Here is a 25224-nt window from a genome sequence, read left to right as displayed (position 1 = left end):
ATCTGTCCCCGTTCTCCAACCCGTGGCCCACCTCGTGGACAGGGGGTTCAACCTGGGATGCGTGGCACCCTCACCCCGTCCCTCTCCCGGAGGGCGAGGGGAAATGAGCGCGGTGTCAGCGCTTTTTCTCAGGGGCACGCCTTCGCGGACGTACCTGAAGGGGATTAGGCTGCCGGCGCGATGACGCCATCGGGCTCGACGCGCCGGACAGTCAGCGGGTGGCTCATCCCCGGATTGGGGCTCCTCGCCGGAATGGGTCTCGTGTACCGCCCCCTCCTTCAAGGGAAGGTGCTGGCCGGGCGCGACGCCTTCCGCATCTTCATCCCGGACTCGGCCTTCCTCCTCGAGGCGCTGCGGTCCGGGGAAGTGCCCCTGTGGAATCCCTACCCGCGGTTGGGGCAACCGTTCGCCGCGACGCTGTACTCGCAGGTCTTCTATCCGCCCCGGCTGCTCACCGTGCTGCTCGCGGGCCCGGAGCTCGGCCTCACCCTCCAGCACCTGCTCCATGTGGTGCTCGCGGCCGTGGGCACCTTCCTGCTGCTGCGTCACCTGCGCGCCTCCCGCCCCGCGGCCATGCTGGCCGCCGCCGCCTTCGCGCTCTCGGCCCCCTTCGCCGACCTGTCCGCTCAGCAGAACGTGGTCAGCGCCGCCGCGTGGACGGGCCTCCTCCTGCTGGCCTCGCGCCGCGCCGCGCTCCAGCCCTCTCCGCGCCGGGCCGCGCAGGTGGCGCTCGTCGCGGGCCTCGCCTTCCTCGCGGGCTCGCCGGAGACATGGTTGTGGCAGGCCCCGCTCGCCCTCGCCGTGGCGCTCGCCGCGCGGAGGGACGTGCGCACGCTGGTGGCCACCGGGACGGGGCTCGCCTGGGGATTCGTACTCGGGGCACTGGTGGCCCTGCCCGCGCTCGAGTTCGCCCGGAACTCCACCCGAGGCGCCGGACGGACGGACCAGCTCGAGTGGTCCCTCTCCTGGCCCCAGCTCCTCTCCGTGGCATGGCCCTTCGCCGAGCACCCGCGCTCGCGCTACTGGGAGGGGGACGACCAGTTCTTCATCCTCGTCCTCTTCCTGGGCACCCTCGTCTGCGCCCTGGCGCTCGCGGGCCTGGGACGCTCGCGGCGGGCCCTGCCCTTCGGCCTGGGGGCGCTCGTCCTCACGCTGCTCGCGCTCGGCGCGCACTTCCCCCCGGCGGCGCTCGTTCTCCAACTGCCGCCCTTCCACCTCTTCCGCTACCCGGTGAAGTACTTCGTTGGAGCGGCCTTCTGCCTCGCGGTGCTCGCCGCCTTCGGACTGGACGTGCTCGCACGCCGGGCCCGGAGGGGACGCCGCTCCCTCGTGCACGTGGCCGCGGTGGTGGCCGCGCTCTTCGCCGCCCTGCTCGTGGGCCCTCCCCTCGCCCGGCTCCCCGTCTTCCGCTCCGGCGTGGAGGCCGGACTGCCGTGGGTGGTGCTGGCGCTCGGCGCGGGTGCCCTCGCCCTCATCCTCCCCGCCGCCGGCCCTGGCCGGGGGCTCCGCGTCCGCCGGGCGCTGGCCGTGGTGGCCCTCGTGGAGCTGGGCGCCTTCCACCTGCTGCAGGGAAACACGGGCAGCGCATCCCTCGCTTCACTCCGCCGGGCGTCCCGGCTCGCCGCCGCCATTCCGCCCGGGTACGCGGGCCGCGTCAGCGTGGACCTCGGCTCGGACGAGCTCTCCGAGGTCTCCGTCACCCCGAGCGCCACCGCCGCGCCCCTGCCCGGCGAGGAGGGCTCGTACATCGCGCTCAGCCGGGACGCCCTGGTGCCCAACCGCTTCGTCGAGGAGCGGCTGCGCGTCTTCGAGGGCTATGGCGCGCCGGAGCCGCTGCGCATCGAGTCCCTCTACGAATCGGGAGCGCGCGCGGCCTTCGACCTGGCCGGGGTGGGCTACTACGTGCGCCGGGGCCCGCCGCCCTTCGAGGACCTGGTGCCCGTGCTGACATTGCCGGGACTGCCCACGCTCTACCGCTCGGACACCGCCGTGCCGAGGGCCTTCGTGGTGCACACCGCGCGCGTGGCCGGTGACGCCGAGGCCCAGGCGGCCTTCATGGACCCCGCGCAACCGCTGCGCCGCACCGCCCTGCTCTCCGAGGGCGAGCCCCTGGAGGGCCCCGGCTGCGAGGGCTCGACGGCCCGGGTGACGGAGTCCGGCCTGTCCCGGGTGGAGGTGTCGCTGGAGGCGTGCGGTCCGGGCTACCTGCTGCTGAGCGACTCGCACTATCCGGGTTGGGAGGCCACGCTGGATGGAGCCCCCGTGCCGGTGCTGCGAGCCAACGCCGTCATGCGCGCGGTCCGCGTGCCTCCGGGAACGCACGAGGTCCGCTTCGACTACCGCCCGCTCAGCTTCCGGCTGGGAGCGATGCTCTCCGTGCTCGCACTCGGCGCGCTGGCCCTGGCGCTCCGGCCTCGCGGGCCCGAGCGGCGAAGCGTGGAAGCCGGACTCACCGCGCGGTGAGATCCACGGCCACCTCCACCTCCTGCCCCTCGCGCACGGCCTGCTCGGAGACGAGGGCGGTGCCACCACCCCCAGCACAGTCGAGGCGGTAGAGCCCTCGGGCGAGCACATCGGCTTCACGGGTGTCTCGGGTGGTGGGGTACGCCACGCGCAGGGCGAAGGTGCCATCCGGCCCGGTGGTGGTGCGCGGCTCATACCGGAGCGTCTGGCCACGAGCCGTCTCCAGTTCCAGCACGGCCGTCACGGGAGCGCCAGGGCCGCAGCGGCCGCGCAGCACGGCACCGGGCACCACCTCGAACAAACGGGCGTACGGGAGCCCGGGCTTCTTCCGGCGCGACTCGGCCGAGTCATGGACGAGACGGAAGTGGCTGCTCGCGGCACGGTCTCCGGTGGCCAGCCCCGCGTGCTCGTGGAGCCAGGGCGAGACGGTGCCCTCCAGGGACTGACCGGGACGGCCGAGCAGCGCGTTGAACGGGGTGAGCAGGAGGTAGCGCGCGGTCAGCTCGCGGGCCCGGGCATAGGCCTCGTCCTCGGTGGAGGCGCCGAGGACGGCGGTGGCCTGGGCATTGGCGCGCTGGTGCACGGGCACCTGGGAGAAGGGCGTGGCCACCGCGGGGCGCTCGGCCCAGAGGACCAGCAGGTGCCCCATGTCGTACTGCGCGACGACGCCCCAGTCGGGGTGGACGCGCACGTCCCAGGGCGGAGAGGGCCGAGGGGTGTGCTCCCGCATCCACAGGAGCGTGGAGCGTACGGGAGCGATGGGGCTCGGCTCCGGGGAGGGCGGCCGGGGCATGGCCTCGCCGAGCAGGGGCAACCCCACGAGCGCGAGCACGGCCACCGAGGCCCGCCGCAGCAACGGACGCAACCCCCGCGGGACCCCCGCCAGCGAGGAAGCGATGAGCAGGGCCGCGCTCCCCACGAGGGCCTGGGTGAAGCGCGCCTGGAGGAGTGAGGCGGCGGTGAGCGAGAGCGCGACGAGGAAGACGGGGGCCAGGGACACCTCCCGCTCCCGCCACAGGCGCACGCCCGCGGCGACGAGCGCCACCGGAAGCAACAGGAGCACCGGCCCGAGCAGCTCGCGAGCGAAGTCCGGATCCTTCCAGAGGGGAATGGACTCCATGACGACGGCGAGCAGCGGATCCCCGAGCAGGAGGTGCTGGAAGGCGCGAACCCCCTCCGGGACGAGCGGCAGCGCACACGGCAGGGCGAGTCCGAGCTGGAGGAACCCACCGCGGCGGCGCTCGAGGAGGGAGGCGACGCCCGAGGCCCCGGAGAGCAGGGCCAGGGCGAGCAGGGGCTGGAAGGACGTGAGGCCGTGGTACGTGAGGGACGAGGGCTCGCCGAACAGCGCCACGCCGAGGGCCAGCACCGCGGCGGCGCCCAGGCCCATGGCGAACCCCACGCGGCCCATGCCGGGGCCCGGGACGTCCCGGCCCAGCAGGGCGGCCAACGGAAGAGCGGCGGCGAGACCCGGCAGCAACACGAAGCCGCTGGTGGTGAAGAGCGGCGCGAGCCCCAGCACCGCGCCCGTGACGGCACCGAGCATGACACTGCGCCGCGCCAGCGCCCGGCCCAGCAGGAGCGCGCAGAGGGCGGCGAGGGTGGGCTCGTGGACGTGGTGGTCCGCGGTGCCGAGCGTCCCGGCCATCACCGCGGAGGGAACCAGGGCGAGCAGCGCGAGTGTCCCGAGCGCCACGCCCCTCCCCCACCCTCGGCGGATGAGCAGCGAGAGCAGACCCAGCTCGAGCAGGGAGACGACGGGACCCACCCACGCGGCGGCGCGCTCGGGCTGCGCCGGACCCAGTGCGAGGAAGAGGGCCACGCCCCACGTATGCAACGGAGGCCAGATGATGGAGGCCCCGGTGGGGTGGTTGATGTACGGGTCGAAGGGCTCGAAGCGCGGAAAGGCGAGCTGCTGGAGCCGGGCGAAGCGGATGTAGTAGTGCGAGTCGGTGGGGACGAGCTCCACGAAGCCGCCGCCGAGCACATTCCGCCCGTCCGCGGTGCGGGCGGCGAGCGCGAGCGCGAGCAGCGTGGCCCAGGCCAGCCAGAACAGGGCGTTGCGCCAGGTGGGTCCAGTTCCCTTCAGAGGAGGCTCCCCGGAAAAAGCAACAGCCCCACGCGGCCTCGGAGGCCACGCGGGGCTGTGTGCGGCCACCGCATCACGCGGTGCCCACGGTGCTTCAGTCGGCCTGGTTGGCGCCGAAGTTGGTCAGCGACTTGCGCTGCAGCTGCTGCTTGGCGGTCTGGCCCGTGTTCTTCACGTCCTCGTTACCGGCCAGGGCCTCGGCGGAGGCGCCGAAGAGCTTGCGGATGTTGTTGCCGAACAGGGTGATGACGCCGATCGCCGCGATGGCGATCAGGGCCACGATGATGATGTACTCGGTCATACCCTGACCACGGCGCTTGCCCAGCTTCTTCAGGTTCTTCTTGGTGGCGATCATGGAATCTCCGGGGGTGGCAGGTGGCGGGGGTCAGCCACCAACGACGATGTGCAACCTACATGGGTCCCCACCGCACCTCCATCCGTCATCGGGAGGATGATCGCACTTCCCTCGGATTCCATGGACCCGCCGTCTGGCGGACTTCCATGACGGCCGAAATGTTACCTGGCGGACAGCCAGGCGCCCTTCAGGGCAACCCCCGGGGGGCCCAGAGCGCCAAGTATCGGATTCTAAAGGAGAACCCCAGCCCCCGGAGGGGACATCCGGGATGTCGATTCGTTATGTTTCGCACCTGCCCATGAACCTCCACTTGCTGCAAGCCGTCCAGATCTCATGGTCCCCCAGCCTGCGAGTGACTCGCGTCGTGGGAGATGGTGAGAGCGCGCTGCATCGCCCCGCCCCGGAGTTGATGGAGCGGCCGCTCCACGTGGTGCTGGGAACCACCCCGGAGAAGGTCCGGCAGTTGGATGCCCTGGCCCGCGAGGACCGGCGGGCCGTGGAGTTCCTCTATGGCTCGCTCGGCGGGGGAGATCCGGTGCCCCTGCGGCTGACGCTCGTCATGGAGGAGGGCGAGGCCAGCGCCGTCATCGTGGACCTGCGCACCCTGATGGAGGGCGCGCCGCCGGTGCAGCTCTCGGGGCTGGCCTCGCAGCTGAGCCACGAGCTGCGCAACCCGCTCAGCTCGGTGAAGATGGCGGTGCAGACGCTGGCGCGCAACACGGGCCTGTCCGAGAGGGACCAGCGCCGGCTGACCATCGCCAACCGGGAGATCCGCACCCTGGAGCGGATGCTCTGGCAGCTGTCCGAGTACGGCCGGGGCACCACGCCCAACCTGGAGCAGCACGCCCCGCGCACCCTCGTGCAGGAGGCCATGGCCATGGTGGCCCCGGAGCTGACCGAGCGCCGCGTCGAGATACAGATAGACGAGGCACCGGACGTGCCCAAGGTCCGGGTGGACGCGGGCAGGCTGCGGCCGGTGCTGGCCCAGGTGCTGCTCAACGTGGCCATGGGGATGTCATCGGAGGGGGGCACCGTGAAGGTGGCCATCCGCCCCGGCTCCGAGGGCCGGGTGGTGATGGAGCTCGTGGAGCCCGGCGGCCTGCAGCCCGAGGAGAAACGGGAATCGATCTTCAAGCCGTACGAGTGCCACCTCGCGCGAGGTGCCGGACTGTCGCTGGCGGCCCTGCGCCGCGTGCTGCAGCACCAGGGGGGTGACGCCTCCGCCGAGACGGCTCCCGGGACCGGCACCGTGTTCACGCTCACCTTCGCCGCCTGAGGAACATGGAGACGCTTCTCATCGTCGACGACGACCTCTCGCTGCTCGAGTCCTTGAAGATGCACTTCGAGGACATCGAGCACGATGGCGCTCCGCGCTACCAGGTGGTGACGGCCACCCGCGCCTCCGAGGCGCTCCGGGTCGCGCAGGAGGTCATGCCGGGCGTCGTCATCCTCGACATGAAGCTCCCGGACCGCACGGGCCTGGACATCATCGAGGAGATGAAGAGCCTGTGCGGTGACGCGCGCATCATCCTCGTCACCGCCTTCCATGACATGGAGACGACCATCCGGGCCATGAAGGCCGGAGCGTTCGACTACATCCACAAGCCCTTCCCGGACCTGACGGCCCTGGACATCGTGGTGTCCCGCGCCCTGGAGTACCGGCAGCTGTCGCGCCGGGCGGCCACGGTGAACGTGGAGACCGCGGCGGCGCGCCTGGGGGACATCGTCGGCACCAGCCCGTCCATGCAGCAGCTGGTGAAGGAGATCGGCAAGGTGGCCGCCAGCCGCGCCACCGTCCTCATCCACGGCGAGAGCGGCACCGGCAAGGAGCTCATCGCCCGCGTCATCCACAACTACTCCTACGACGAGCCCAAGCCCTTCATCGGCATCAACTGCTCGGCCATCGTGGACACGCTGCTGGAGAGCGAGCTGTTCGGCCACGAGAAGGGCGCCTTCACCGGCGCCAACGCCGTCAAGCCCGGCAAGTTCGAGATGGCCGAGGACGGCACCATCTTCCTGGACGAGATCGGCGACATGTCGCTGATGCTCCAGGCCAAGCTGCTGCGCGTCCTCCAGGAGCGCGAGTTCGAGCGCGTGGGCGGCGTCAAGCGCATCAAACTGCGCGCCCGCGTCATCGCCGCCACCCACCGCACCCTGGTGGACGAGGTCGCCTCCGGCCGTTTCCGCGAGGACCTCTACCAGCGCCTCAAGGTCATTACCCTGCAGCTCCCCCCGCTGCGCGAGCGCCGGGACGACATCCCCTCGCTGGTGCACCACCTGCTGGAGCGCATCAACGAGAAGGTGCACAAGCGCGTCACCCGGGTGCCGCCCGAGGTGTTGGATCACCTCATGCGCCTGCCCTGGCGGGGCAATGTGCGGGAGCTGGAGAACGTCCTGACGCGCGCGGTGGTGCTCGCCCCCGGCGAGGTGCTGCTGAGCGACAACCTGCCCGCGCTCGATACCACCGAGCCCGACCATGGGGGGGCCCCCGTCAACGGCCACCCCGTCCACGGCAACGGACACGCCCTGCCCGACTTCCTGGTCGCCCAGATCGATGACCCCAGCCGCATCCCCACCCTGGAGGAGGCGGAGCGGATGCTCATCGAACTGACCATGACGGTGACCAAGGGTCACAAGGGCAAGACGTGCCAGATCCTCGGCATCAGTCGCCCCACCCTGGAGCGCAAGCTCCAGAAGTACGGTGTGCGACAGGATCAGCCGGTTTGAGCGTCAAAGGACGCCTTCCGGACATTGTCACCCGGCCAACAACTGCCCGCACGAATTGAACGAAACGTTCACGTTGATCAGACTGTTTGAACGTTCTGTTTCAGGTTTCGGACACTCGGAAGGTGAGAAACGGGGAGTGTAGCGCCAAGTAGCCGTCATTGCAGGGTTTTTCAGGACTTGGGAGAAGCGTTCGGGTTGGCACAAAGCTTGGAAAGGGACTGTTCCGTCCGCAGCACAGCAACCCAACTTTCAACCGCCTGCAGGAGTGCCCACATGCACGGTTTCAATCGTCCCCTCGGTCCCATCGGCTCCAACGTCGTTGCTCCCATCCAGACCACCAGCTCCGGGATGCTCGTCACGGCCAACAAGCTGATCCCCGGCCAGGAGGCGATCGACTTCAAGGGCTACTTCAAGGTCGAGAGCTTCCCGCACAACTCGGTCATCTACCGCCCGGGCGACACGACGGACCGCGTGTACCTGCTCAAGAGCGGCCGGGTGCGCCTGATGCGGCTGGGCAAGAACAGCTCGCGCTCGGTGGTGAGCATCCTACGCCCGGGCGACCTGTTCGGCGAGCTGTTCCGTCCCGAGGGCACGCCGGTGGAGGAGATGGCGATCGCCTCCGGTGAGGCCGAGGTGTGGAGCATCGAGGGCCGCGACTTCCGCGCGCAGCTCGAGGCCCGGCCGGCCCTGGCGGTGGACGTGGTTCGCGCCTACGCCGAGCGCGTGCGCTCGCTGCGCAAGCGCGTGCTGGGCCTGACCTTCAAGGAAGTGCCGGCCCGTCTGGCGGACACCCTGCTCACCCTGGCCGAGGCCCACGGCGAGCGCTGCCCGCACGGCGGCGAGACGGACCTGCGCGGGATTACCCAGCAGGATCTGGCGGACCTGGTGGGCGCGTCCCGCTCGTTCGTGTCCACGCTCATCAACGAGATGAAGCGCGACGGCGTGCTGGGCAACGTGGGCCGCATCCTCTGCATCCGCGACCAGAAGGCGCTGCGCAAGCTGGCCTCGAAGGAGAAGTGATTCGGCCTTGGAGCGGTTGTCTTCCCGGTTGAGCGGGCACGACACCCGAGAGCCCCGGCAGCCACCCGTTCCCACGGGTCTGGCGCCGGGGTTCGCCATTTTCCGGGCCCCGCGAGCGTGTCCGGGCTTGCCCTGTCCGCCCGGGCGACCCAGCATGCGCGCGCCCGTGACCACTCCCCAGCCCGAGTCCTCCTCCCCGCATCGCACGTACACCGAGCGCCGCGCCGCCGCCGAGGCGGAGCTGAAGCGGTTGGACGATGTCAGCGCCCGCTACGCCAACCTGCGCGCCCTGGTGTTCCTCTCGGGAGCGGCGGTGGCGGGGCTCGTCCTGTTCCACCGGCTGCCGAAGACATGGTGGTGGGCGGCGGGAGCGGCGTTCGCCGGCTACCTCGTGCTGGCGGTGCTGCACCACCAGGTGTTCCTGCGCGAGGAGCGGCAGCGGCTGTACGTGCAGCTCAACGAGCGGGGGCTGGCGCGGCTGACGCGGGGCTGGCACGACTTCGCCGAGCGGGGGGAGCGCTTCCTGACGGGCTCGCACCTGTACGCGGCGGATCTGGACGTCTTCGGGCAGGGCAGCGTCTTCCAGCTCATGAACGAAACGGCGACGCGGGCGGGCGAGGAGCGGCTCGCGGCGTGGCTGTCCTGGCCGGCGCAGGCGGAGGCGGTGAGGGCGAGACAGGGAGCGGCGCGGGAGCTGGTGCCGCGGGTGGAGTTCCGCCAGGACGTGTGCGTGGAGGCGCGCACGGTGGCGAAGGAGAAGGCGGACCCGGGCCTGTTCATCCAGTGGGCGGAGAGCGGGCCGTCGCTCACGAGCATCCGGTGGGCGAGGCCGGTGGCGGTGGTGCTGCCGCTGGTGACGCTGACGCTGATGGTGCTGGGCAGCTTCGACGTGGTGCACGGGCGGGCGTGGTGGGCGGGCGTGCTGGTGCAGCTGGCGGTGGTGAGGGCGACGCGGGGTCCGCTGCGCGCGATGGAGGAGAAGATGAGCGCGGGCGAGCACGGCTTCGTGCGCTACGCGCCCATCTTCGAGCGGGTGGAGCGGGAACGTTTCGAGCACCCGGAGTTGAGGCGGGTGCAGGCGGGGATGCAGCACGAGGGAGAGCCGCCGGTCTCCACGCACCTGAAGCGCTTCAGCTGGCTGTACTCGTTCGTGGAGTTCAAGCGGCACCAGTTCCACCCCATCGTGCACCTGTTCACGCTGTGGGACGTGCACGCGCTGTTCGCGCTGGAGCACTGGAAGGCGCAGCACGCGGCGCGGGTGCGCGGCTGGTTCGAGGCGCTGGCGGAGCTGGAGGCGCTCTCGTGCCTGGCGGGGCTGGCCTTTGATCGACCGGGCTTCACGTGGCCGACGCTGGAGGCGGACGGGCCGAAGGTGAAGACGGTGGGGGTGGGCCACCCGCTGCTGGACGAGCCGGTGCTGAACGACGTGGAGCTGCCGGGGCCGGGAAGCGCGCTGCTGCTGACGGGCTCGAACATGTCGGGGAAGACGACGCTGCTGCGAGCGGTGGGGCTGAACACGGTGCTCGCGCTGGCGGGAGCGCCGGTGTGCGCGAAGGGCTTCTCGGTGTCACCGCTGCAGGTGCTGACGAGCATGCGGGTGAAGGACTCGCTGGAGCGGGGCGTATCGTACTTCTACGCGGAGGTGCAGCGCATCAAGGCGGTGCTGGACGCGGCGGCGGCGGCGAAGGGACACGCGATGTTCCTGCTGGATGAAATCCTCCTCGGGACGAACACGCGGGAGCGGCAGATCGCCTCACGGGAGGTGCTGCGGCTGCTGCTGGCGACAGGAGCGATCGGGGGGGTGACGACGCACGACCTGTCCCTGGCGAGCCTGGCGGAGGAGCACGGCGGGAAGGTGGTGAACATGCACTTCCGTGACCACCTGGAGAACGGAAAGATGGTGTTCGACTACCAGCTGAGGCCGGGGGTGGTGGACACGACGAATGCGTTGCGGGTGCTGCGGATGGCGGGAGTCCCGGTGGAGGACCCGGAACAAGCCAATATCCCCTCGCCCCCCGGGAGAGGGACGGGGTGAGGGTGCCCGTCCCCGTTCTCACACCCCGTGCGCCCCCCGAGGTCACAACCAGTTATCCGGAATACGCGAGCGCTGAAGGTCCCGCAGTCCCTCGGTGAGCAGAGGAGACAACCGCTGTGCCTCCAAGGGCCGGGGATTCCGCCGGCCGAGCTCCGCCTCGAAGGAGCGAATGAGCGCCAGCGCCTCCTTGCGGCCGAGCCGTGAGAAATCAGGAACCCGCAACCCGAGCGCCGAGAACCCCCGCTGGATGCTGGCCCGGTGCGTCTCCTGAAAACGAGCTGCGACATTGCCATAGAAGAGCAGCCGGAGGGTCTGATCCCGCGCGCGCTCGAGCCCGAGCCGCTCGGAGGCGGAAACCTCGGGCCGGCCCAGCAGGGCCTGGAGGGTGTTGTAGTGCTCCCGCAGCGGGCCGTGCTGGGTCTCGCGCACCACCACAGCCCCCTGGAAATAGCGCTCGAACGTCACCTGCCCCGCGGAGAACCGGGCACGCAGATCGGCGGGACTGGCGCGCACGGTGGCGGTCTGGTGCCCGCCCAGACGCGACCACACCGCGAGGTTCTCCCCCTTGCGCAACCCCCGGAGCACATCCGGCCGGAGCGAATCCACGGCGCCGCGAGTCGCCTTCTCCCAACGGGCCAGATGCGCCGTGGCGCCGGAGAAGGTACCGGGAGCACTGCCGTCGTAGGCCCACATCGTCCGGAGGTTGGGGAAGAGCTCCCCCCAGGCCTCCATCGTGGCCTCGCCACCGTTGTAGCAAGCGGCGAGGCACAGGTCCTCGACCCCCGCCGCCGCCCTGGGCATGGCCGCCGCGAGCCGGGCGAAGTCCCGCCGGGTGAGCACCCCGTTCACGAAACTCCCCTCCTCGCCCCACAGGCTCGTGCCCCCACTGTGCCCGGAGAGCACGAGGCGCGTGTGGATCACCCCACCCTTCTCCGCCCGGGCCCACACCTGGGCCAGCTGTGCCAGCTCGTCACGGGCGTCCTCGCCGGCACTGGCGATGGCCGCCGCCACCTGTTGCCCCTGGGCGAGCGGCAGCCCCAGGGTGGCCACGAAGCTCCGGATGCCATCAGGGGTCCGCAGATCATGGACCCGCATCGCGCCATCCGGGCCGCTGGCCCGCACCTGATCATTCTGGAAGGAGTCCCGGACGGTGGTCACCCGGGCGCTGGGGTTGGACTTCTGGAGGGCCTCGGCCTCCGCCTGGACGTGCGGGTTCATCCCGAGCACGAGGGTGTCATCGTTCCGCCGCGAGCCTACGCTGTTCGTGGTCATGCCCGCGGACAGGGCAAGTCACGGGCCACGGCGGCACGCCGTCATTCCGAGCCCTTGCGAGACACGGCCGCCCCGGAGGTGTCCCGAAGCGCGCATGACATCCGAGGCCCGAGACAGTTCATCCACTGCTCGCTGCCCGGTGAACCCACGATGCCAGTGAACACGAAGGCCCCTCCCGGCGTGAGCCCGGAGAGGCCTCGTGATGGATGGAACCCGGGGACCCGATACCCTCACCCCGACCCTCTCCCGAGGGGGAGAGGGAGGGATGGGGCGGTCTGGGATGACTACTTCGCCAGCTCGACGAGGGCCGCGGCGCCCATGCCGCCGCCGATGCACATCGTCACCACGCCGTAGCGGCCGTTGCGGCGCTTCAGCTCGCGCAGGATGGTGGCCACCAGACGCGCACCGGACACGCCCAGCGGGTGACCCAGCGCGATGGCGCCGCCGTTCGGGTTCGCCTTGTCCAGCGGAATCCCCAGCTCGCGGATGCAGTGCAGCGCCTGCGCCGCGAAGGCCTCGTTCAGCTCGAAGACGTCGATGTCCTCGACCTTGAGGTTGTTCTTCGCCAGCAGCTTCTTGACCGCGGGCACCGGGCCCACGCCCATGATCTCCGGCGGCACACCGGCCACCTGGTAGTCCAGGAAGTAGCCGAGCGGCTTCACGCCCAGCTGCTGGGCCTTCTCCTCGCTCATCACCACCGCGGCGGCCGCGCCGTCCGTCAGCGGCGACGCGTTACCGGCCGTCACCACGCCCTTCTGGTTGAAGGCGGGGCGCAGCTTGGCCAGGCCCTCCAGCGTGGTGTCCGGACGCAGGATGGTGTCCACCGAGACCGTCACCTGGTGCGCCTTGCCGTCCTCGTCGAAGACGGTGGTGGTGACGGGGAAGATCTCCTCCTTGAACTTGCCCTGCTCGCGCGCGGTGGCGGCCCGGCGCTGGCTCTCGTAGGCGAACTTGTCCGCGTCCTCGCGCGACACGCCGTAGCGCGAGGCGATGTTCTCCGCGGTGGCGCCCATGGAGGTGTAGACCTCCGGGTACTTCTCCATGATCTCCGGGTTGGCGCTCACCTTGTTGCCACCCATGGGGACCATGGTCATGGACTCGGTGCCACCGGCCACGGCGACCTGCATCATCCCCGCCTTGATGGCCTGCGCCGCCTGGGCGATGGACTGCGTGCCCGACGAGCAGAAGCGGTTGATGGTCATCCCGGGCACGGTGTCCGGCAGGCCGGCCAGCAGGGCGGCGTTGCGCGCCACGTTCATCCCCTGCTCCGCCTCCGGCATGGCGCAGCCGAGAATCACGTCCTCGACGTCCTCGGGCTTGAGGCCGGGGACCTGGGCCACGGCCTCCTTGATGGCGAGGGCCGCGAGCGTATCGGGCCGGGTGTCCTTGAACTCTCCCTTGTGCGCGCGGGTGAACGGGGTGCGCACCGCGCTGGCAATCACGACTCGAGCGGACATCTGTCTGTCTCCTCGCCCGGGGAGCGACCCCCGGGCTTTAGAATCTCGAAACTCAGTGGATGACTTGGAAACTGGCCTAACGCCGCCGCCTCAGTTGCGCAGCGGCTTGCCCTTCTCGAGCATGTGCATCAGCCGGTCCTGGGTCTTCTCCTCGCCGCACAGGCTGAGGAACGCCTCCAGCTCCAGCTCCAGCAGCCGCTCCTCGGTGACGAGCACCTGCGGGCTGGTGTCGCCGCCCGTCAGCACGCGCGCCAGCTTCTGGGCGATCTTCCGGTCGTGCGCGGACACCTGGCCATTGAGCTCCATGTCGTAGAGCATCATGTCGATGGTGGCGTAGCCGCTGGAGCCGGGCAGGCGGAAGCGCGTGGGGCGCGGCGCGCGGAAGCCCGCGTTGGCCATGCCGAGCACCCGCTGCTTGGCGTCCGACAGCAGGAAGTCGCGGTTGGCGCTGATGCCGTCGTTGGCGTTGAGGAAGCCCAGCTCGCGCGCCTCCTCGGCGCTGGTGGCCACCTTCGCGGTGCCGATGGACAGGAACACCTTCTTGATGAAGGGGAAGGCGTCGAAGTCCTTGTCCGCCGAGTACGCGCCGTACACGTTGCGCAGCAGCTGCATGGTGCCGCCGCCGCCGGGGATGAGACCCACGCCCACCTCGACGAGGCCCATGTACAGCTCGGCCGAGGCCTGGATGGCGTTGCCGCCCATGGCCGACTCGGCGCCGCCGCCGAGCGTCAGGTTGAAGGGCGCCGTCACCACCGGCACCGGGCTGTAGCGCATGCGCTGGTTGGCCGCCTGGAAGCCCGACGCCATCTTGCGGATGGTGTCGAACTCGCCGTTCTTCGCGCCCCACAGCAGCGCCATGATGTTGGCGCCCGCAGAGAAGTTCGCCCCATCGTTGCCGATGACCAGGCCCCGGAAGTTCTTCTCCGTCTCGTCCAGGGCCGTGTTCATCATCGCGATGATGTTGTCGTCGATGGAGTTCATCTTCGAGTGGAACTCCAGCAACGTCACCCCATCGCCCATGTCCCAGAGCGTGGCGCTGTCATTGCCGGTGATCTTCTTGTTGCCGCGCTTGAGGTACTCCACGCGCGCCGTGCGGGCGTTCTCCGGCACCACCTTCACGGACTTGCTGGGGATGTCCCAGTACGTGTCCTTGCCGTTCTCCACGCCGTAGAAGGACGTGCGGCCCTTGGCGAGCATCTCCTCCACCCAGGGCGCGGCCTTGAGGCCCAGCTCCTTCATCCGCTCCAGGCCCTTCTTCACGCCGTAGGCATCCCAGGTCTCGAAGGGCCCCAGGTCCCAGGCGAAGCCCCAGCGCATGCCGCGGTCGATGTTGACCACGTCATCGGCGATCTCCGGAATCCGGCGGCTGGCGTAGGCGAGCACGTCGAGGGTGATCCGCTCGGCGAACTTCGCGGCCTTGTCCTGGCCGTTGAGCACCGTGGCCACGCGCTCGCGCACGTCCTCCACTTCCTTGGCGGCGCCCAGCGACTCGTAGCGCACCTTGCCCTGCGGCCGGTACTCCAGCGTCTTCAGATCCAACGCGAGGATGTCCTTGCCGCCCGCGCTCTTGTCCTTCTTGTAGAAGCCGCCGCCGCTCTTGTCGCCGAGCATGCCCTTGGCGACCATCTTCTGGAGGAACTCGGGAGCGGCGAACACGTCACGCTCCTCGTCCTGGGTGAGCGTGTCGTAGCAGTTCTTCGCCACGTGGCTGAAGGTGTCCAGGCCCACGATGTCCGCGGTGCGGAACACGGCGGACTTGGGGCGGCCCATGGCGGGGCCGAAGATCTTGTCCACCTCCTCGATGGACAGCTCCGCCTTCTGCATCTCCGAGATGGTGCGCATCATCCCGTAGGTGCCCACGCGGTTGGCGATGAAGTTGGTGGTGTCCTTGCCGTAGACGATGCCCTTGCCGAGCACCTCCTCGCCAAAGCGGTGGATGCTCTTCACCACCTCGGGGTCCGTCTCCGGGCCCGCCACCAGCTCCAAGAGCTTCATGTAGCGGACGGGGTTGAAGAAGTGGGTGACGAGGAAGTTCTTGCGGAAGGCGGCGCCGCGGCCCTCCAGCATGCCCTTGATGGACAGGCCCGAGGTGTTGGAGCTGATGATGGCGTCCTTGCGCGCGTGCTGCTCCACCTTGGCGAACAGGGCCTGCTTGACGGCCATGTCCTCCTTCACCACCTCGATGACCCAGTCACACTCGGCCAGCCGGCCGAGGTCGTCCTCGAAGTTGCCCACCTCGATGGCCGTGAACACCTGCTCGGACACGATGGGGCTGGGCTTCTGCTTGCGCATGTTCGCCAGGGCGCCCTGGGCGAACTTGTTCTTGAAGGCCTTGGAGGCCGTGTCCTCACCCGGCGCCGCCTTGGGGGGAACGATGTCCAGCAGGAGGGCTCGCACGCCCGAATTGGCCAGGTGCGCGGCGATGCCGCTGCCCATCACGCCCGCGCCCAGAACTGCCACTTTGCGGATCCGCATCGTCATCGAAAGAGGCTCCCGAATTCAAAAAGGGTGGCACCAGACATTGCGCCGGTTGATTCAAAAGTCAACCGGCTCTTGAAGCCCCAGTCCCGGGCCGGTGGAGGGTAAGGTGCGAGCCCCCATGGCCCGACCCGATCCGCACTCGTACAACGACGACACCCAACCCGAGACCGAGCGCCTCACCTGGAAGGCGCGCGTGGACTTCCGCACGCGCCGGCTGCACGCGGAGGCCACCCTCACCCTGAAGGAAGCATCCGCCGGCCCGTTGGATCTGGACACGCGGGAGTTGGAGATCCGCTCGGTGGTGGACGCTCAGGGCAAGCCCCTGCCCTACCTGCTGTCGCCGCCCGAGCCCATCCTGGGCAGCCGCCTGAGGGTGGAGCTGCGCCCGGGGACGAAGCAGCTGACCATCCGCTACCGGACATCCCCGAAGGCGAGCGCGCTGCAGTGGCTGACGCCGGCCCAGACGGCGGGAGGCCAGTACCCGTACCTCTTCAGCCAGTGCCAGGCCATCCACGCACGCTCGGTGGTGCCGCTCCAGGACACGCCGCGCATCCGCATCCGCTACCAGGCGGAGCTGACGGTGCCCAAGGAGCTCAAGGCGGTGATGGCGGCGGGCTTCGTGGGGCGCGAGGAGCAGGGCGTGGAGGCGCAGGAGCGCTACGAGATGCCCCAGCCGATTCCGCCCTATCTGCTGGCCTTCGCGGTGGGGCGGCTGGCGGCGAAGGAGCTGGGGCCGCGCTCGCGCGTGTGGGCCGAGCCCGAGGTGCTGGAGGAGGCGGCCGAGGAGTTCGAGGACGTGGACTCCATGCTGCGCGCGGCGGAGGAGCTCTTCGGTCCGTATGACTGGGAGCGGTTCGACCTGCTGACGATGCCGCCGTCGTTCCCGTACGGGGGCATGGAGAACCCGCGGCTGACGTTCCTGACGCCCTCGCTGCTGGCGGGGGACAAGAGCCTGGTGAGCGTGGTGGCGCACGAGCTGGCGCACTCGTGGACGGGCAACCTGGTGACGAACGCAACGGCCGAGCACTTCTGGCTGAACGAGGGCTTCACCGTGTTCGCCGAGCGGCGCATCGTCGAGGCGCTCTACGGGGAGGACGTGGCCAAGCTGCACGCGGCGCTGGGCCGGCGCGTGCTGGAGGACGCGATCCATCACTTCAAGGCGCATCCGCGGCTCACCGCGCTGCGCACGCACCTGGCGGGCGTGGATCCAGACGAGGCCTTCTCGCAGATTCCCTACGAGAAGGGATTCCTGTTGCTGAGGGCGCTGGAGGACGCGGTGGGCCGGCCGGCGTTCGACGCCTTCCTGAAGCGCTACCTGGAGGCGCACCGGTTCCAGGCGCTGACCACGGAGCAGTTCACGGCGTTCGTGGAGAAGCACCTGCCGGGGGCGCTGGCGAAGGTGGACGCGGAGGCGTACCTGGACAAGCCGGGCATTCCGGGCAGCGCGCCGGTGCCGCGCTCGGAGCGCCTGGAGCGCATGGCGGGCTACAAGGGCAAGGTGCCCACGAAGGACGAGGTGGAGAAGTGGACGCCGGCGGAGTGGCAGCTCTACCTCCAGTCCCTGTCGCAGGGGACGTCGAAGGACACGTTCCGGCAGTTGGACGATCGCTTCCAGCTGACGAAGAGCCAGAACGCGGAGGTGCTGGTGTCGTGGCTGACGGTGTCGCTGCGGGCGGGCTGGGCACCGGCGCTGGGACGCACGGAGGCCTTCCTGGGCGAGGTGGGGCGCATGAAGTACCTCAAGCCGCTGTACGGGGCGCTGGCGAGCACCACCGAGGGCAAGGCGCTGGCGCGCAGCCTGTTCAACCGCTACGCCGAGCGCTACCACCCCATCGCCCGAGCCGCGGTCGAGTCCATCCTCAACCGCGCGTAGCCGCGAGGCTCTTGGAGGCGGTGGGTTCGATTCCCGCCGCCTCCACCAAAAGTTCCCCGCCGCTCTGAGCCGAGCCTACTCCTAACGAGGATGCGCGACTCGCCTTGGGGTACACGCCGGCCCAGGCCGTCCTCCCAGGAGGGGTGCGGCAGGGGACCTGGGCCTCTTGGCTGTCTTGAGCCTCAACACCACGCGGCCTGGGGTATCCCTCGCGCTGGGGCCAGACGCGCACCTGCCATGGGCAATCCCAGGTGCTCCAAAATCGCGCGCACCCCTCTCGCTTGCTTCACGACAGCATCGACACACTGCCACGGGTCCTCCACCCTTAATTGAGCGCGTGACCGTCACGCTGCCGGCTCACCCTCTCAAGGGAGTGAAGCTGCCGGTCGTCCGGTTCATTCGCAGCCAGGACGGCCGACGCTACATACGCCAGCACCCGCCGCCTGCCTCCACACCTGACGCAGGTGAACACGTCCACCGCGAATGTCCTGCGCAGCAGCCCCGCGAAAGTCTACTGGCGGCGTCCTCTCCTTCCTCCGCTCCTGCCTCGCTCCTGCCTCAGGCGCCACGCTCGCCTCCTCTGCTACTTCCTGGGGGCGCGTCACGCTCCTCTCCTCCGCTCCTGCTTGGGGGAGCACGCAGCCACGACGCGCCCTACGAGGTCTTGCTCCAGAAGCCCGGGTACGAATACTGTCATCCACAATGCACGCCGAGCCAACCGTGGATGCGAAGTTCGAGGCCCATTTTTCCCGTCTCGTACAAGATCGAAAGCCTTTCGAGCGGGGTGGGACGGCGATTGTATTCGGCAAGGCACGCAACGCGCGTACGGTGCTCGAGAACGGGGCGTCGAAGGTCTTTCTCTTCCTCGAAGAGTCTCATGGCCGGCTCACGTCGGAGGCGGAGCGGTCTCTCGGAGAGCTGGTCGGGTCGGGGAAGGTCACCGTGCTCCCCGGCTTTCGAGATGTATTCGGCAGCAATGTCGTCACCGAGTCCATCAGCGCCGTGGTCTTCTCGGCAACGCCCTGGGAGTGGTGTACGGAGGGACGCATTCGCAACATCTTGTCCTTCCTGGCTCCGGTGCTCCTCCCGACAGCACTCGTGGTGCGAGCGGGGAACGGAATCAGGCCTGACGTGATCATCGACTGGAGGAAGGAAGTCGACGCCGGGTTTGCCGCGCAACCGAGCGGACTATTGCACTGGCTCATGTGGCAAATACCCGCGCTCTACCGGTTCTCGGGCGACTGGCACCTTTCGGCTGGGGAGCCAACCCTTTCGGATGCGTTCGACCGCAGTCTTCTCCCTCGAGCCGGGCGTGCATACGATCTCGGTTGCGGAATAGGGAAGAACTCGCAGCTCCTGTGCCGGGCGGGCCTCGATGTCGTGGGCATTGACCGGGCGGATCTCGCGATTCGAGTGGCGTCTACCCATGCGGAGCGCGAAGGGATGAAGGTGCGGTTCGTCTGCGGTGACGTTCTGGACGGATCGTTTTACGACAAGCCCGCATCGCTCGTGGTCGACCGGGGTTGCTTCCACTGCCTTCTTCCCGCGCAGAGACTCCGCTATCTAGACAGGGTGTGGAATGCTCTGGAGCCAGGGGGCATGTTGTTCCTCCAGGTGTTCGCCGGCGAGTTCCAGGCCAGCATCAACGTGTCATCCTTCTCCGAGGCCGAGCTTCGGAGGCTCTTCGAGCCGGGCTTCGAGTTTCTCGAGGTACGTCGCGCTCCGTACGTTGGATTGCCCACAGGGTCCTATGTCGCAATCATGAGGAAGCGCGTTTCTCCGGCCTCCCCTCATTGGATCAGCGAGAAGGAGAGTGCCGAAATAGGTCTGGGCTGCTCAACGCTCGAAGAGCCCGGTGCTGAGCTGGTCAGGGTGATTCCCCCATGGCTCCACCCTTGGCTCTGGATGAAGCTGCGCTGGCCCGCGGGAACGCTCTGGGGGCGGATCGCGATCACCGCTCCCAGCTCCGTGGTTCTGGATGCCCTGGTGGAAGAGGCCTCCCTCAGAGTCTGGTACCATCAGGACTTCCGGATGAGCGCAGGCGCCGGTGTGTTCCAGGTCGACGGCGTTCCGCACGCCATGCGCGTTCATCGGGTTGACGATAGAACGGTGGAATGGCGATTCGAACAGCCTCACGGGTTGCGTGGCTCTTCCGTGCGGATTCAAGTGGGCGATGGTTCGAATGGCCGCTCCATCGTGAGCGTAGGCCACGCTTTGAACTCTGTTCGGTCAGGAAGGCCCTTCGTCAAATCTCCTGTGCTTGGCTGGCGGCACGCACTCGAGAGACTCAAGTCCCACGTGACCGCACGCGTTGATGCATAGGGGCCCGTGGTGGCGTGGTGGTGTCAAAGAAGTCGAAATGCGGGACTCGAACGCGAACGAGACTCGGCGTAGACGGGTGAACCTCGCGGCCTCCAAGTCTTTCCGAGGAGTTGCGGCTGGCCCGCGGGGTGCATCGACCTCGCGGACGGTGCGGAGGGAGAGGGGATGGGCTGGCCGCTGAGGATGTTCCAGGAGGAGGGCTACTACTTCGTCACATCCAGGTGCTACCAGGGACGGCTGCTGCTGCGTCCCAGCGTGGAGATGAACGAGGTGGTGGGGGGCGTGCTGGCACGAGCCGTCCAGCAGAGTGCGGGCAGCGTACGGCTGCACGCCTTCACCTTCGCCTCCAATCACTTCCACCTGTTGGTATGGGCACGGGGGGCCGCGCTCGCCTCCTTCATGCAGTACCTGCGCGCCAACCTCTCCAGGAAGGTGGGGCGCCTGGTGGACTGGAGTGGCGGCTTCTGGGAGAGGCTCGTGAGCTTCACTCAGCAGAACGGATTGCGCCTCCTTGAGGTCGGCGCGACTCGTCCGATCTGTCCCTCCTGCGCGGCTGCCATCGAGGGAGCAGGAGCGGTCCCCGTGACGCCGCTGAAGGTGCCGTGATCATGTTCCGCTTGGATTCGATCTCTCCCGATCTGGCCATGAGGAAGGCGATGAAACAAAGAGGCCGGATGTGCTTCGGCTCTTCTCGAAGGCTCGAGCAGCTTCCGCTCTCGGGTTCGCCCTCTCCGAGGACCCCGGACAGCTCCACGAGGCGCTCTACGAAGCGCTTGCGGCAGTGGACGATGCCACTGAAGTCATCCGGCCGGTGGCGGAGGCGCTCCAGAGCTGACCAAAGCCCGGGGAGGGTGTCAGAGGATTCGAGTCGGACGATGCGCTTTACGAATCGTCTGACACCTTCTCCGGTGTGACCCCTTCGGCTCTTCTGCCCGGAACGGCTTGGAGCTGGCGCACGGGCAGGTCGAGCTGCTGCACGGCGCTCTCCCGGGCCTCGGGCGCGAGGTGGGCGTACCGCATGGACATCTCGATGGTCGCATGGCCCATCAGCGCCTGGATGACCTTGAGAGGGACACCCCGCATGGCGAGGTGGCTGCCGTAGGTGTGCCTCACCCCTCCTGCTCCCTTCCCGTACGCCAACACCCTTAAGCCTGCCTCCACACCTCAAGCACGCGAACACATCCAGGGCTTTCCGTCCTGCGCAGCAGCCCGGCCTGGTCCAAACGGGGTGTGGGCTCCCTCCTCCGCTCCTCCACCGTCGCGGCAAAGGCGGGGCTCTCCTCCTCCAGCCCCGGCTCCGCCCCTGCTTGAGGGAACCTCGTAGCCCAGGGTGTGCACCAACCGCCCGAGCTCGGCGAGGTCCGCGGCGTGTTCGGTGTCGGAGACGCCGGGGAGCTGGACGCCCACCAACACGGCGAGAGGGCGCGGGGAAGAGGATGGCGACATGCCACCCTCGTATCACGTCGGGCCGGAACCGGCCCGAGCGCACCCGTCGCCGCGCTCGGGTCCCCTCCAGAGATGTGCCCGGCCGGGAGGAGGCCTGGCTTCCAGGCATCCTCCGGCGCCGCGAGGCTCCCGGGCGCTACGGCACGGTGAGCAGCCCACTGAGGGCTTCCGCGTAATAGTGCGGCCACTGGAGCAGGTACGGCGCGCTCTGGACCGAGTGGCCCGGCTGCTGGTGGGCGGTGATGCTCATGAAGTAGTGCTTGCCGGACCGCAGGAGACCGGGCGGAACCTGCACGCGGGTGCCCCCCGTCAGCACCCGTCCCACGCCGGAGCCGCGCGAGAGGCGACCCGTGGCGGGGTTGTAGACGAGCTCGGTGAAGCGGACCTCGTAGTGCGTCGGGGTGCCCACCGCGGGCGGCGTCCACGAGACGAGCGGCGTGGGATGGATGGACTGGTCGAGCCAGGCGCTCGCGCCGTCCAACTGGGGCTCGCGGACCGGGCTCACCCCCGGCACCAGCGGCTCGACCCGCGGGCCGCTCACCAGCTCACGGGTGACGATGCGGCCGTTGACGGTCGTTTGGGCCGTCCCGCCCTCCGGCTTGGAGAACGTGTAGGGCACGAAGAAGAGCGTCTCCGCACCGAGGAACTTCGCGTAGCTCGCCGGAAACGGGTTGCCGTAGACGAATTGGAACGAATGATCCGGCTGGCCGCCAGACGAGACGTACGACACGAGGTCCGGCGTGGACGCATAGGAGCCGTGGGCCGCCGTGGGGATCACGTCCAGGTAGAAGCTGTTGTAGTTGAGGAGCGCGTGGGGGTTCACCGCCGTGCGGTAGCTCCCGAACGAGCCCGGAGTGCCCTCGTCCACCTTCCAGTCCACCGCGTAGCTCTGGTCCTGCGGCACGGAGGAGAGCACGCCATAGACGTTCGAGGTCTGGCCGTCACGCACGGTCAGGCTCGAGGTGATGAAGACCCTCGCGACGGACTGATAGGTGAACCCCATCGAGACGCCGGCATCATCGACGACTCCCGCGTCATGCGTGGAGAGTTGGGTGAAGACGGCCGTGTCCCCCTTGGCCGCATCCACCAGCTTCGGGGGGAAGCCGTTCCCCGCGAGGCGCCCATAGTCGGTCAGCTGGTCGAACGTGGTGTCGCCGGGGTCGGGAATGGCCGGGCTGTTGAGGCCGCCATTCGTATCGTAGAAGTGCAACTGGATGAACCACGCACCCGCGTTCGACGAGTACATCTGGAGGTCGTCCGAGTTGCCGCTGTGATCGTTCTGCCACGGGCGCATGCCGGTCAGCGTGGTGTGCACCAGCGTCCCGGCGTCGCCGCGCTGCACGTCCGGGCGGCCCTGCTGGTAGGTGGACAGGTCGGGTTCGCGCTCCGAGGTGAGCACGTAGTCGTTGCCGAACCGCAGGTAGTAGCTCTGGAGCGGGACGCCCGGGATGGAGAAGGTGCCCGCGTCGGTGCCCGTGCCCGCGTAATAGGTGAAGCCGCCATCCTCCTCGGCGACGTACGCCCCCACCTGGGCGCTGGAGAGGTCGGACGGCCGCGCCACCTCCCCGGTGTCGGTGACGTAGTGCAACGTCCGGGTGCCGGCGACCTGGGGAGGCAGGATCTCGAAGGTCTCGCTGGTGGCGCCGTTCAGGCCCGAGGCGCTGGCGGAGAGCGCATAGCCGGTGCCCACCTTGTCGATGTGGAGGGAGAAGGTGGCCACGCCCTGGGTGGCGTTCACCGTGGTGGTGCCGAGCAGCTCGCCACCGGCCGGATTGGCCGCGAGGCCCAGCGTCACGGCGGCACTGGAATCCGAGAGCGCATTGCCCTGCGCATCCCGCACGGTGACGCTCACGGTGAGCGGGGAGCCCGCGGGGGTGTTCGAGGGCTGGGTGGTAAAGGCCAGGCTGGCCTCCTCCTCCGGCTGCGTCTGTTCCCCCGGGCATCCGAACAACACCAACGCGGCGAGCGCCAGCCCGCATATCGACTGCATCTTCATCTGTCCCCCCCTCTTGGGAAATGTCGGGCCGCACCATCTCAGGCCCGCAGTGGCGAGGTCAATGAAACCGTTGACGCAGCTTCGCGCCCAGCTCGGCGTATAGGCAGGATAGAGGCCGTGTTGAGGGGGAGGGCTGGTGCAGAGGGGCCAAGGAGGGCCGAGGACGACCCAGGTGCTCCAGAATCGCTCTCACCCCTCCTGCTCACTTCACGGCCCGCCAACACCCTTAAGCCTGCCTCCACACCTCGAGCACGCGAACACATCCAGGGCGAACGTCCTGCGCAGCAGCCCGGCCTGGTCCAAACGGGGTGTGGGCTCCTTCCTCCGCTCCTCCACCGTCGCGGCAAAGGCGGGGCTCTCCTCCTCCAGCCCCGGCTCCGCCCCTGCTTGAGGGAGCAGAAATGGACGCACTTTCGCGCCTGGGGCAAAGACGCCGTGGAACCTCGTCAGGTTTGCCCTCGGAGGAGGCACCAGGCTGGCCAGCCGGCGGAGCAGCGTAAGCCCGGTGAAGAGCAGATGCGTCGTGCCGTCCGGCAGCGGGCGCTTCATGCGGTAGGCGATGCGGCCATCCTCCGCTCGTGACAAACGCTCCAGTGCCAGCGCACCGCGTGCTCCGTAGCGGCATAGCCGCTCCAACCCGTGCCTGTCGTTCGCATGCAGGTGCGTATTGGCGTGCAGGGAGAATCCCTCCAGGAAGGCGCACCGGGGCTGTTTTCGGGGAGGGAGCCGCACATCCACCTCCGTCCAGCGCATCCGCTGCTGCAGGGAGTGCGCCTGAGCACCCGGTGCCGCACCACCCGCAGCAGTCGCTCCACCTCTGCTTGCGTGGGCGGAGGCAACGGCTCGAAGCGCACGCCGCCCTCCCGCGGCAGGAAAACACCGTCCGGCACCAGCGAGTGGAAGTGCGGTGTCACCTGCAACGCCGAGCCGAAGAACTGGATGAACGACACGGCCCCGACCTGCCCACGACGGATACCCTGCCTCCGCGCTCGCCGACGTTGTAGGGCGAACACCGCGCGCAGGAAGACGGTGAGGACGTCCGAGAGCAGTCTTACGTCCTTGAGCAGCACCCAGCGCACCCGATGCGGAAAGGACAGCGTCCACTGCCGGTAGGGCACGCGCGGCAGCACCTGCTCCACCAGATGCACCGCCGTCACCTGCGCCCGCTTCGCGCTACAGGAGGGGCACACCCCTCGTCCCTTGCACGAGAAGGCGACGAGCAGTTCGTCCTTGCAACTCTCGCAGCGCACCCGCGCGAAACCGTGCGCCAGCACTCCGCACTCCAGGTACCTGGCGAAGTCCCGCTCCACGTACCGGGGCAGGGCACACGCTACCGCCAGGCTCCCACGAGACTCCGCCAGGCCCGCTCTGGGAGTGGAGGCGGCAGGTTCGATTCCCGCCGCCTCCACTTTTTTACGCCGTGCTTATGGGTGGTTGGCATTGTGCAGGTCGACCCGTGCGGCGGCTGCCGACCAGTCGTTCAGCCACCCCAAGTAATGTGAATCAGCTGCGGGAGACCATGTGTGCGCGGAGGCGGAGCGCTTCCCCGAAATGGGAAAGATTGAGCCTGCCCCGGTTTTGTGGACACACCTCATAAGTCGGCTACACGGGAGGTAGTGTTCATGGAGCGAAGGAAGAGGCGGAGTTTCACCCCGGAGTACAGGGCCGATGCGGTCCGACTGGTGCGC

At 68.9% G+C, this 25224-nt stretch carries 16 protein-coding genes and 1 pseudogene; 8 read left to right on the top strand and 9 right to left on the bottom strand.

Annotated elements, in window-relative coordinates; translation table 11 throughout:
• Positions 1-252 precede the first annotated feature (252 nt).
• Positions 253-2463 carry a YfhO family protein gene (locus AC16DP_RS15390; RefSeq protein WP_329731188.1) on the top strand — a complete coding sequence of 737 codons (2211 nt, stop codon included), beginning with the start codon at positions 253-255 and terminating at the stop codon, positions 2461-2463.
• Here the strand turns inward: AC16DP_RS15390 and AC16DP_RS15385 are convergent.
• Positions 2450-4621 carry a glycosyltransferase family 39 protein gene (locus tag AC16DP_RS15385; RefSeq protein WP_329731187.1) on the bottom strand — a complete coding sequence of 724 codons (2172 nt, stop codon included), beginning with the start codon at positions 4619-4621 and terminating at the stop codon, positions 2450-2452. The genes AC16DP_RS15390 and AC16DP_RS15385 overlap by 14 nt on opposite strands.
• A 25-nt stretch (positions 4622-4646) precedes the next feature.
• Complete coding sequence (locus AC16DP_RS15380; RefSeq protein ID WP_329731186.1) at positions 4647-4907, bottom strand: hypothetical protein; 261 nt, start codon at positions 4905-4907, stop codon at positions 4647-4649.
• 298 nt (positions 4908-5205) lie between these two features.
• Between AC16DP_RS15380 and AC16DP_RS15375 the strand changes: the two genes are divergently transcribed.
• The 4 genes from AC16DP_RS15375 (at position 5206) to AC16DP_RS15360 (ending at position 10689) form a co-directional block, all read left to right on the top strand.
• A complete protein-coding gene (locus AC16DP_RS15375) occupies positions 5206-6183 on the top strand; it encodes a sensor histidine kinase (RefSeq protein WP_329731207.1) in 978 nt (325 codons plus the stop codon).
• 5 nt (positions 6184-6188) lie between these two features.
• Positions 6189-7634 (top strand): sigma-54-dependent transcriptional regulator, encoded by a 1446-nt coding sequence (locus AC16DP_RS15370; protein ID WP_329731185.1) that lies wholly within the window; start codon positions 6189-6191, stop codon positions 7632-7634.
• Between the two features lie 273 nt (positions 7635-7907).
• Positions 7908-8654 carry a Crp/Fnr family transcriptional regulator MrpC gene (gene mrpC / locus AC16DP_RS15365; RefSeq protein ID WP_043411430.1) on the top strand — a complete coding sequence of 249 codons (747 nt, stop codon included), beginning with the start codon at positions 7908-7910 and terminating at the stop codon, positions 8652-8654.
• Positions 8655-8808: 154 nt separating this feature from the next.
• Positions 8809-10689 (top strand): MutS-related protein, encoded by a 1881-nt coding sequence (locus AC16DP_RS15360; RefSeq protein ID WP_329731184.1) that lies wholly within the window; start codon positions 8809-8811, stop codon positions 10687-10689.
• A gap of 42 nt (positions 10690-10731) precedes the next feature.
• Here AC16DP_RS15360 and AC16DP_RS15355 read toward each other — a convergent pair whose 3' ends face one another.
• The 3 genes from AC16DP_RS15355 to AC16DP_RS15345 all read right to left on the bottom strand — a co-directional run bounded on the left by AC16DP_RS15355 (position 10732) and on the right by AC16DP_RS15345 (position 15899).
• The gene (locus AC16DP_RS15355; protein ID WP_329731183.1) at positions 10732-11961 is read right to left on the bottom strand and encodes a hypothetical protein; all 1230 of its coding nucleotides are present in this window, start codon (positions 11959-11961) and stop codon (positions 10732-10734) included.
• A gap of 284 nt (positions 11962-12245) precedes the next feature.
• Complete coding sequence (locus AC16DP_RS15350; protein ID WP_329731182.1) at positions 12246-13418, bottom strand: thiolase family protein; 1173 nt, start codon at positions 13416-13418, stop codon at positions 12246-12248.
• 90 nt (positions 13419-13508) lie between these two features.
• Positions 13509-15899 carry a 3-hydroxyacyl-CoA dehydrogenase/enoyl-CoA hydratase family protein gene (locus AC16DP_RS15345; RefSeq protein WP_329731181.1) on the bottom strand — a complete coding sequence of 797 codons (2391 nt, stop codon included), beginning with the start codon at positions 15897-15899 and terminating at the stop codon, positions 13509-13511.
• Positions 15900-16017: 118 nt separating this feature from the next.
• Between AC16DP_RS15345 and AC16DP_RS15340 the strand changes: the two genes are divergently transcribed.
• The 3 genes from AC16DP_RS15340 (at position 16018) to AC16DP_RS15330 (ending at position 20700) form a co-directional block, all read left to right on the top strand.
• The gene (locus tag AC16DP_RS15340; protein WP_329731180.1) at positions 16018-17772 is read left to right on the top strand and encodes a M1 family metallopeptidase; all 1755 of its coding nucleotides are present in this window, start codon (positions 16018-16020) and stop codon (positions 17770-17772) included.
• Positions 17773-18492: 720 nt separating this feature from the next.
• Positions 18493-20094 carry a class I SAM-dependent methyltransferase gene (locus AC16DP_RS15335; protein WP_329731179.1) on the top strand — a complete coding sequence of 534 codons (1602 nt, stop codon included), beginning with the start codon at positions 18493-18495 and terminating at the stop codon, positions 20092-20094.
• A gap of 165 nt (positions 20095-20259) precedes the next feature.
• On the top strand, positions 20260-20700 hold the full coding sequence (locus AC16DP_RS15330; RefSeq protein WP_329731178.1) for a hypothetical protein: 441 nt from the start codon (positions 20260-20262) through the stop codon (positions 20698-20700).
• 276 nt (positions 20701-20976) lie between these two features.
• Here AC16DP_RS15330 and AC16DP_RS15325 read toward each other — a convergent pair.
• The 4 genes and pseudogenes from AC16DP_RS15325 to AC16DP_RS15310 form a co-directional block, all read right to left on the bottom strand.
• Positions 20977-21207 (bottom strand): annotated as a pseudogene (locus AC16DP_RS15325) (tyrosine-type recombinase/integrase); the annotation flags it as partial.
• A gap of 469 nt (positions 21208-21676) precedes the next feature.
• The gene (locus AC16DP_RS15320) at positions 21677-23536 is read right to left on the bottom strand and encodes a hypothetical protein (protein WP_329731176.1); all 1860 of its coding nucleotides are present in this window, start codon (positions 23534-23536) and stop codon (positions 21677-21679) included.
• Positions 23537-23743: 207 nt separating this feature from the next.
• On the bottom strand, positions 23744-24172 hold the full coding sequence (locus AC16DP_RS15315) for a transposase (RefSeq protein WP_414640763.1): 429 nt from the start codon (positions 24170-24172) through the stop codon (positions 23744-23746).
• Positions 24082-24810 (bottom strand): transposase zinc-binding domain-containing protein, encoded by a 729-nt coding sequence (locus tag AC16DP_RS15310; RefSeq protein WP_329731175.1) that lies wholly within the window; start codon positions 24808-24810, stop codon positions 24082-24084. Before AC16DP_RS15310 ends, AC16DP_RS15315 begins: the two co-directional genes overlap by 91 nt.
• Positions 24811-25224 lie beyond the last annotated feature (414 nt).

This window comes from Archangium sp., assembly GCF_057119385.1.
Note: the sequence above shows the minus strand (reverse complement) of the source record. Positions and strands in the feature narration are given on the sequence as shown.

Excerpts from the sequence above, each read along its gene's own strand:
- AC16DP_RS15340 (WP_329731180.1), top strand. The coding sequence starts at position 16,018 with ATGGCCCGACCCGATCCGCACTCGTACAACGACGACACCCAACCCGAG.
- mrpC (WP_043411430.1), top strand. The coding sequence starts at position 7,908 with ATGCACGGTTTCAATCGTCCCCTCGGTCCCATCGGCTCCAACGTCGTT.
- AC16DP_RS15380 (WP_329731186.1), bottom strand. The coding sequence starts at position 4,907 with ATGATCGCCACCAAGAAGAACCTGAAGAAGCTGGGCAAGCGCCGTGGT.
- AC16DP_RS15330 (WP_329731178.1), top strand. The coding sequence starts at position 20,260 with ATGGGCTGGCCGCTGAGGATGTTCCAGGAGGAGGGCTACTACTTCGTC.
- AC16DP_RS15355 (WP_329731183.1), bottom strand. The coding sequence starts at position 11,961 with ATGACCACGAACAGCGTAGGCTCGCGGCGGAACGATGACACCCTCGTG.
- AC16DP_RS15390 (WP_329731188.1), top strand. The coding sequence starts at position 253 with ATGGGTCTCGTGTACCGCCCCCTCCTTCAAGGGAAGGTGCTGGCCGGG.
- AC16DP_RS15360 (WP_329731184.1), top strand. The coding sequence starts at position 8,809 with ATGCGCGCGCCCGTGACCACTCCCCAGCCCGAGTCCTCCTCCCCGCAT.
- AC16DP_RS15350 (WP_329731182.1), bottom strand. The coding sequence starts at position 13,418 with ATGTCCGCTCGAGTCGTGATTGCCAGCGCGGTGCGCACCCCGTTCACC.
- AC16DP_RS15345 (WP_329731181.1), bottom strand. The coding sequence starts at position 15,899 with ATGACGATGCGGATCCGCAAAGTGGCAGTTCTGGGCGCGGGCGTGATG.
- AC16DP_RS15375 (WP_329731207.1), top strand. The coding sequence starts at position 5,206 with ATGAACCTCCACTTGCTGCAAGCCGTCCAGATCTCATGGTCCCCCAGC.
- AC16DP_RS15320 (WP_329731176.1), bottom strand. The coding sequence starts at position 23,536 with ATGAAGATGCAGTCGATATGCGGGCTGGCGCTCGCCGCGTTGGTGTTG.
- AC16DP_RS15370 (WP_329731185.1), top strand. The coding sequence starts at position 6,189 with ATGGAGACGCTTCTCATCGTCGACGACGACCTCTCGCTGCTCGAGTCC.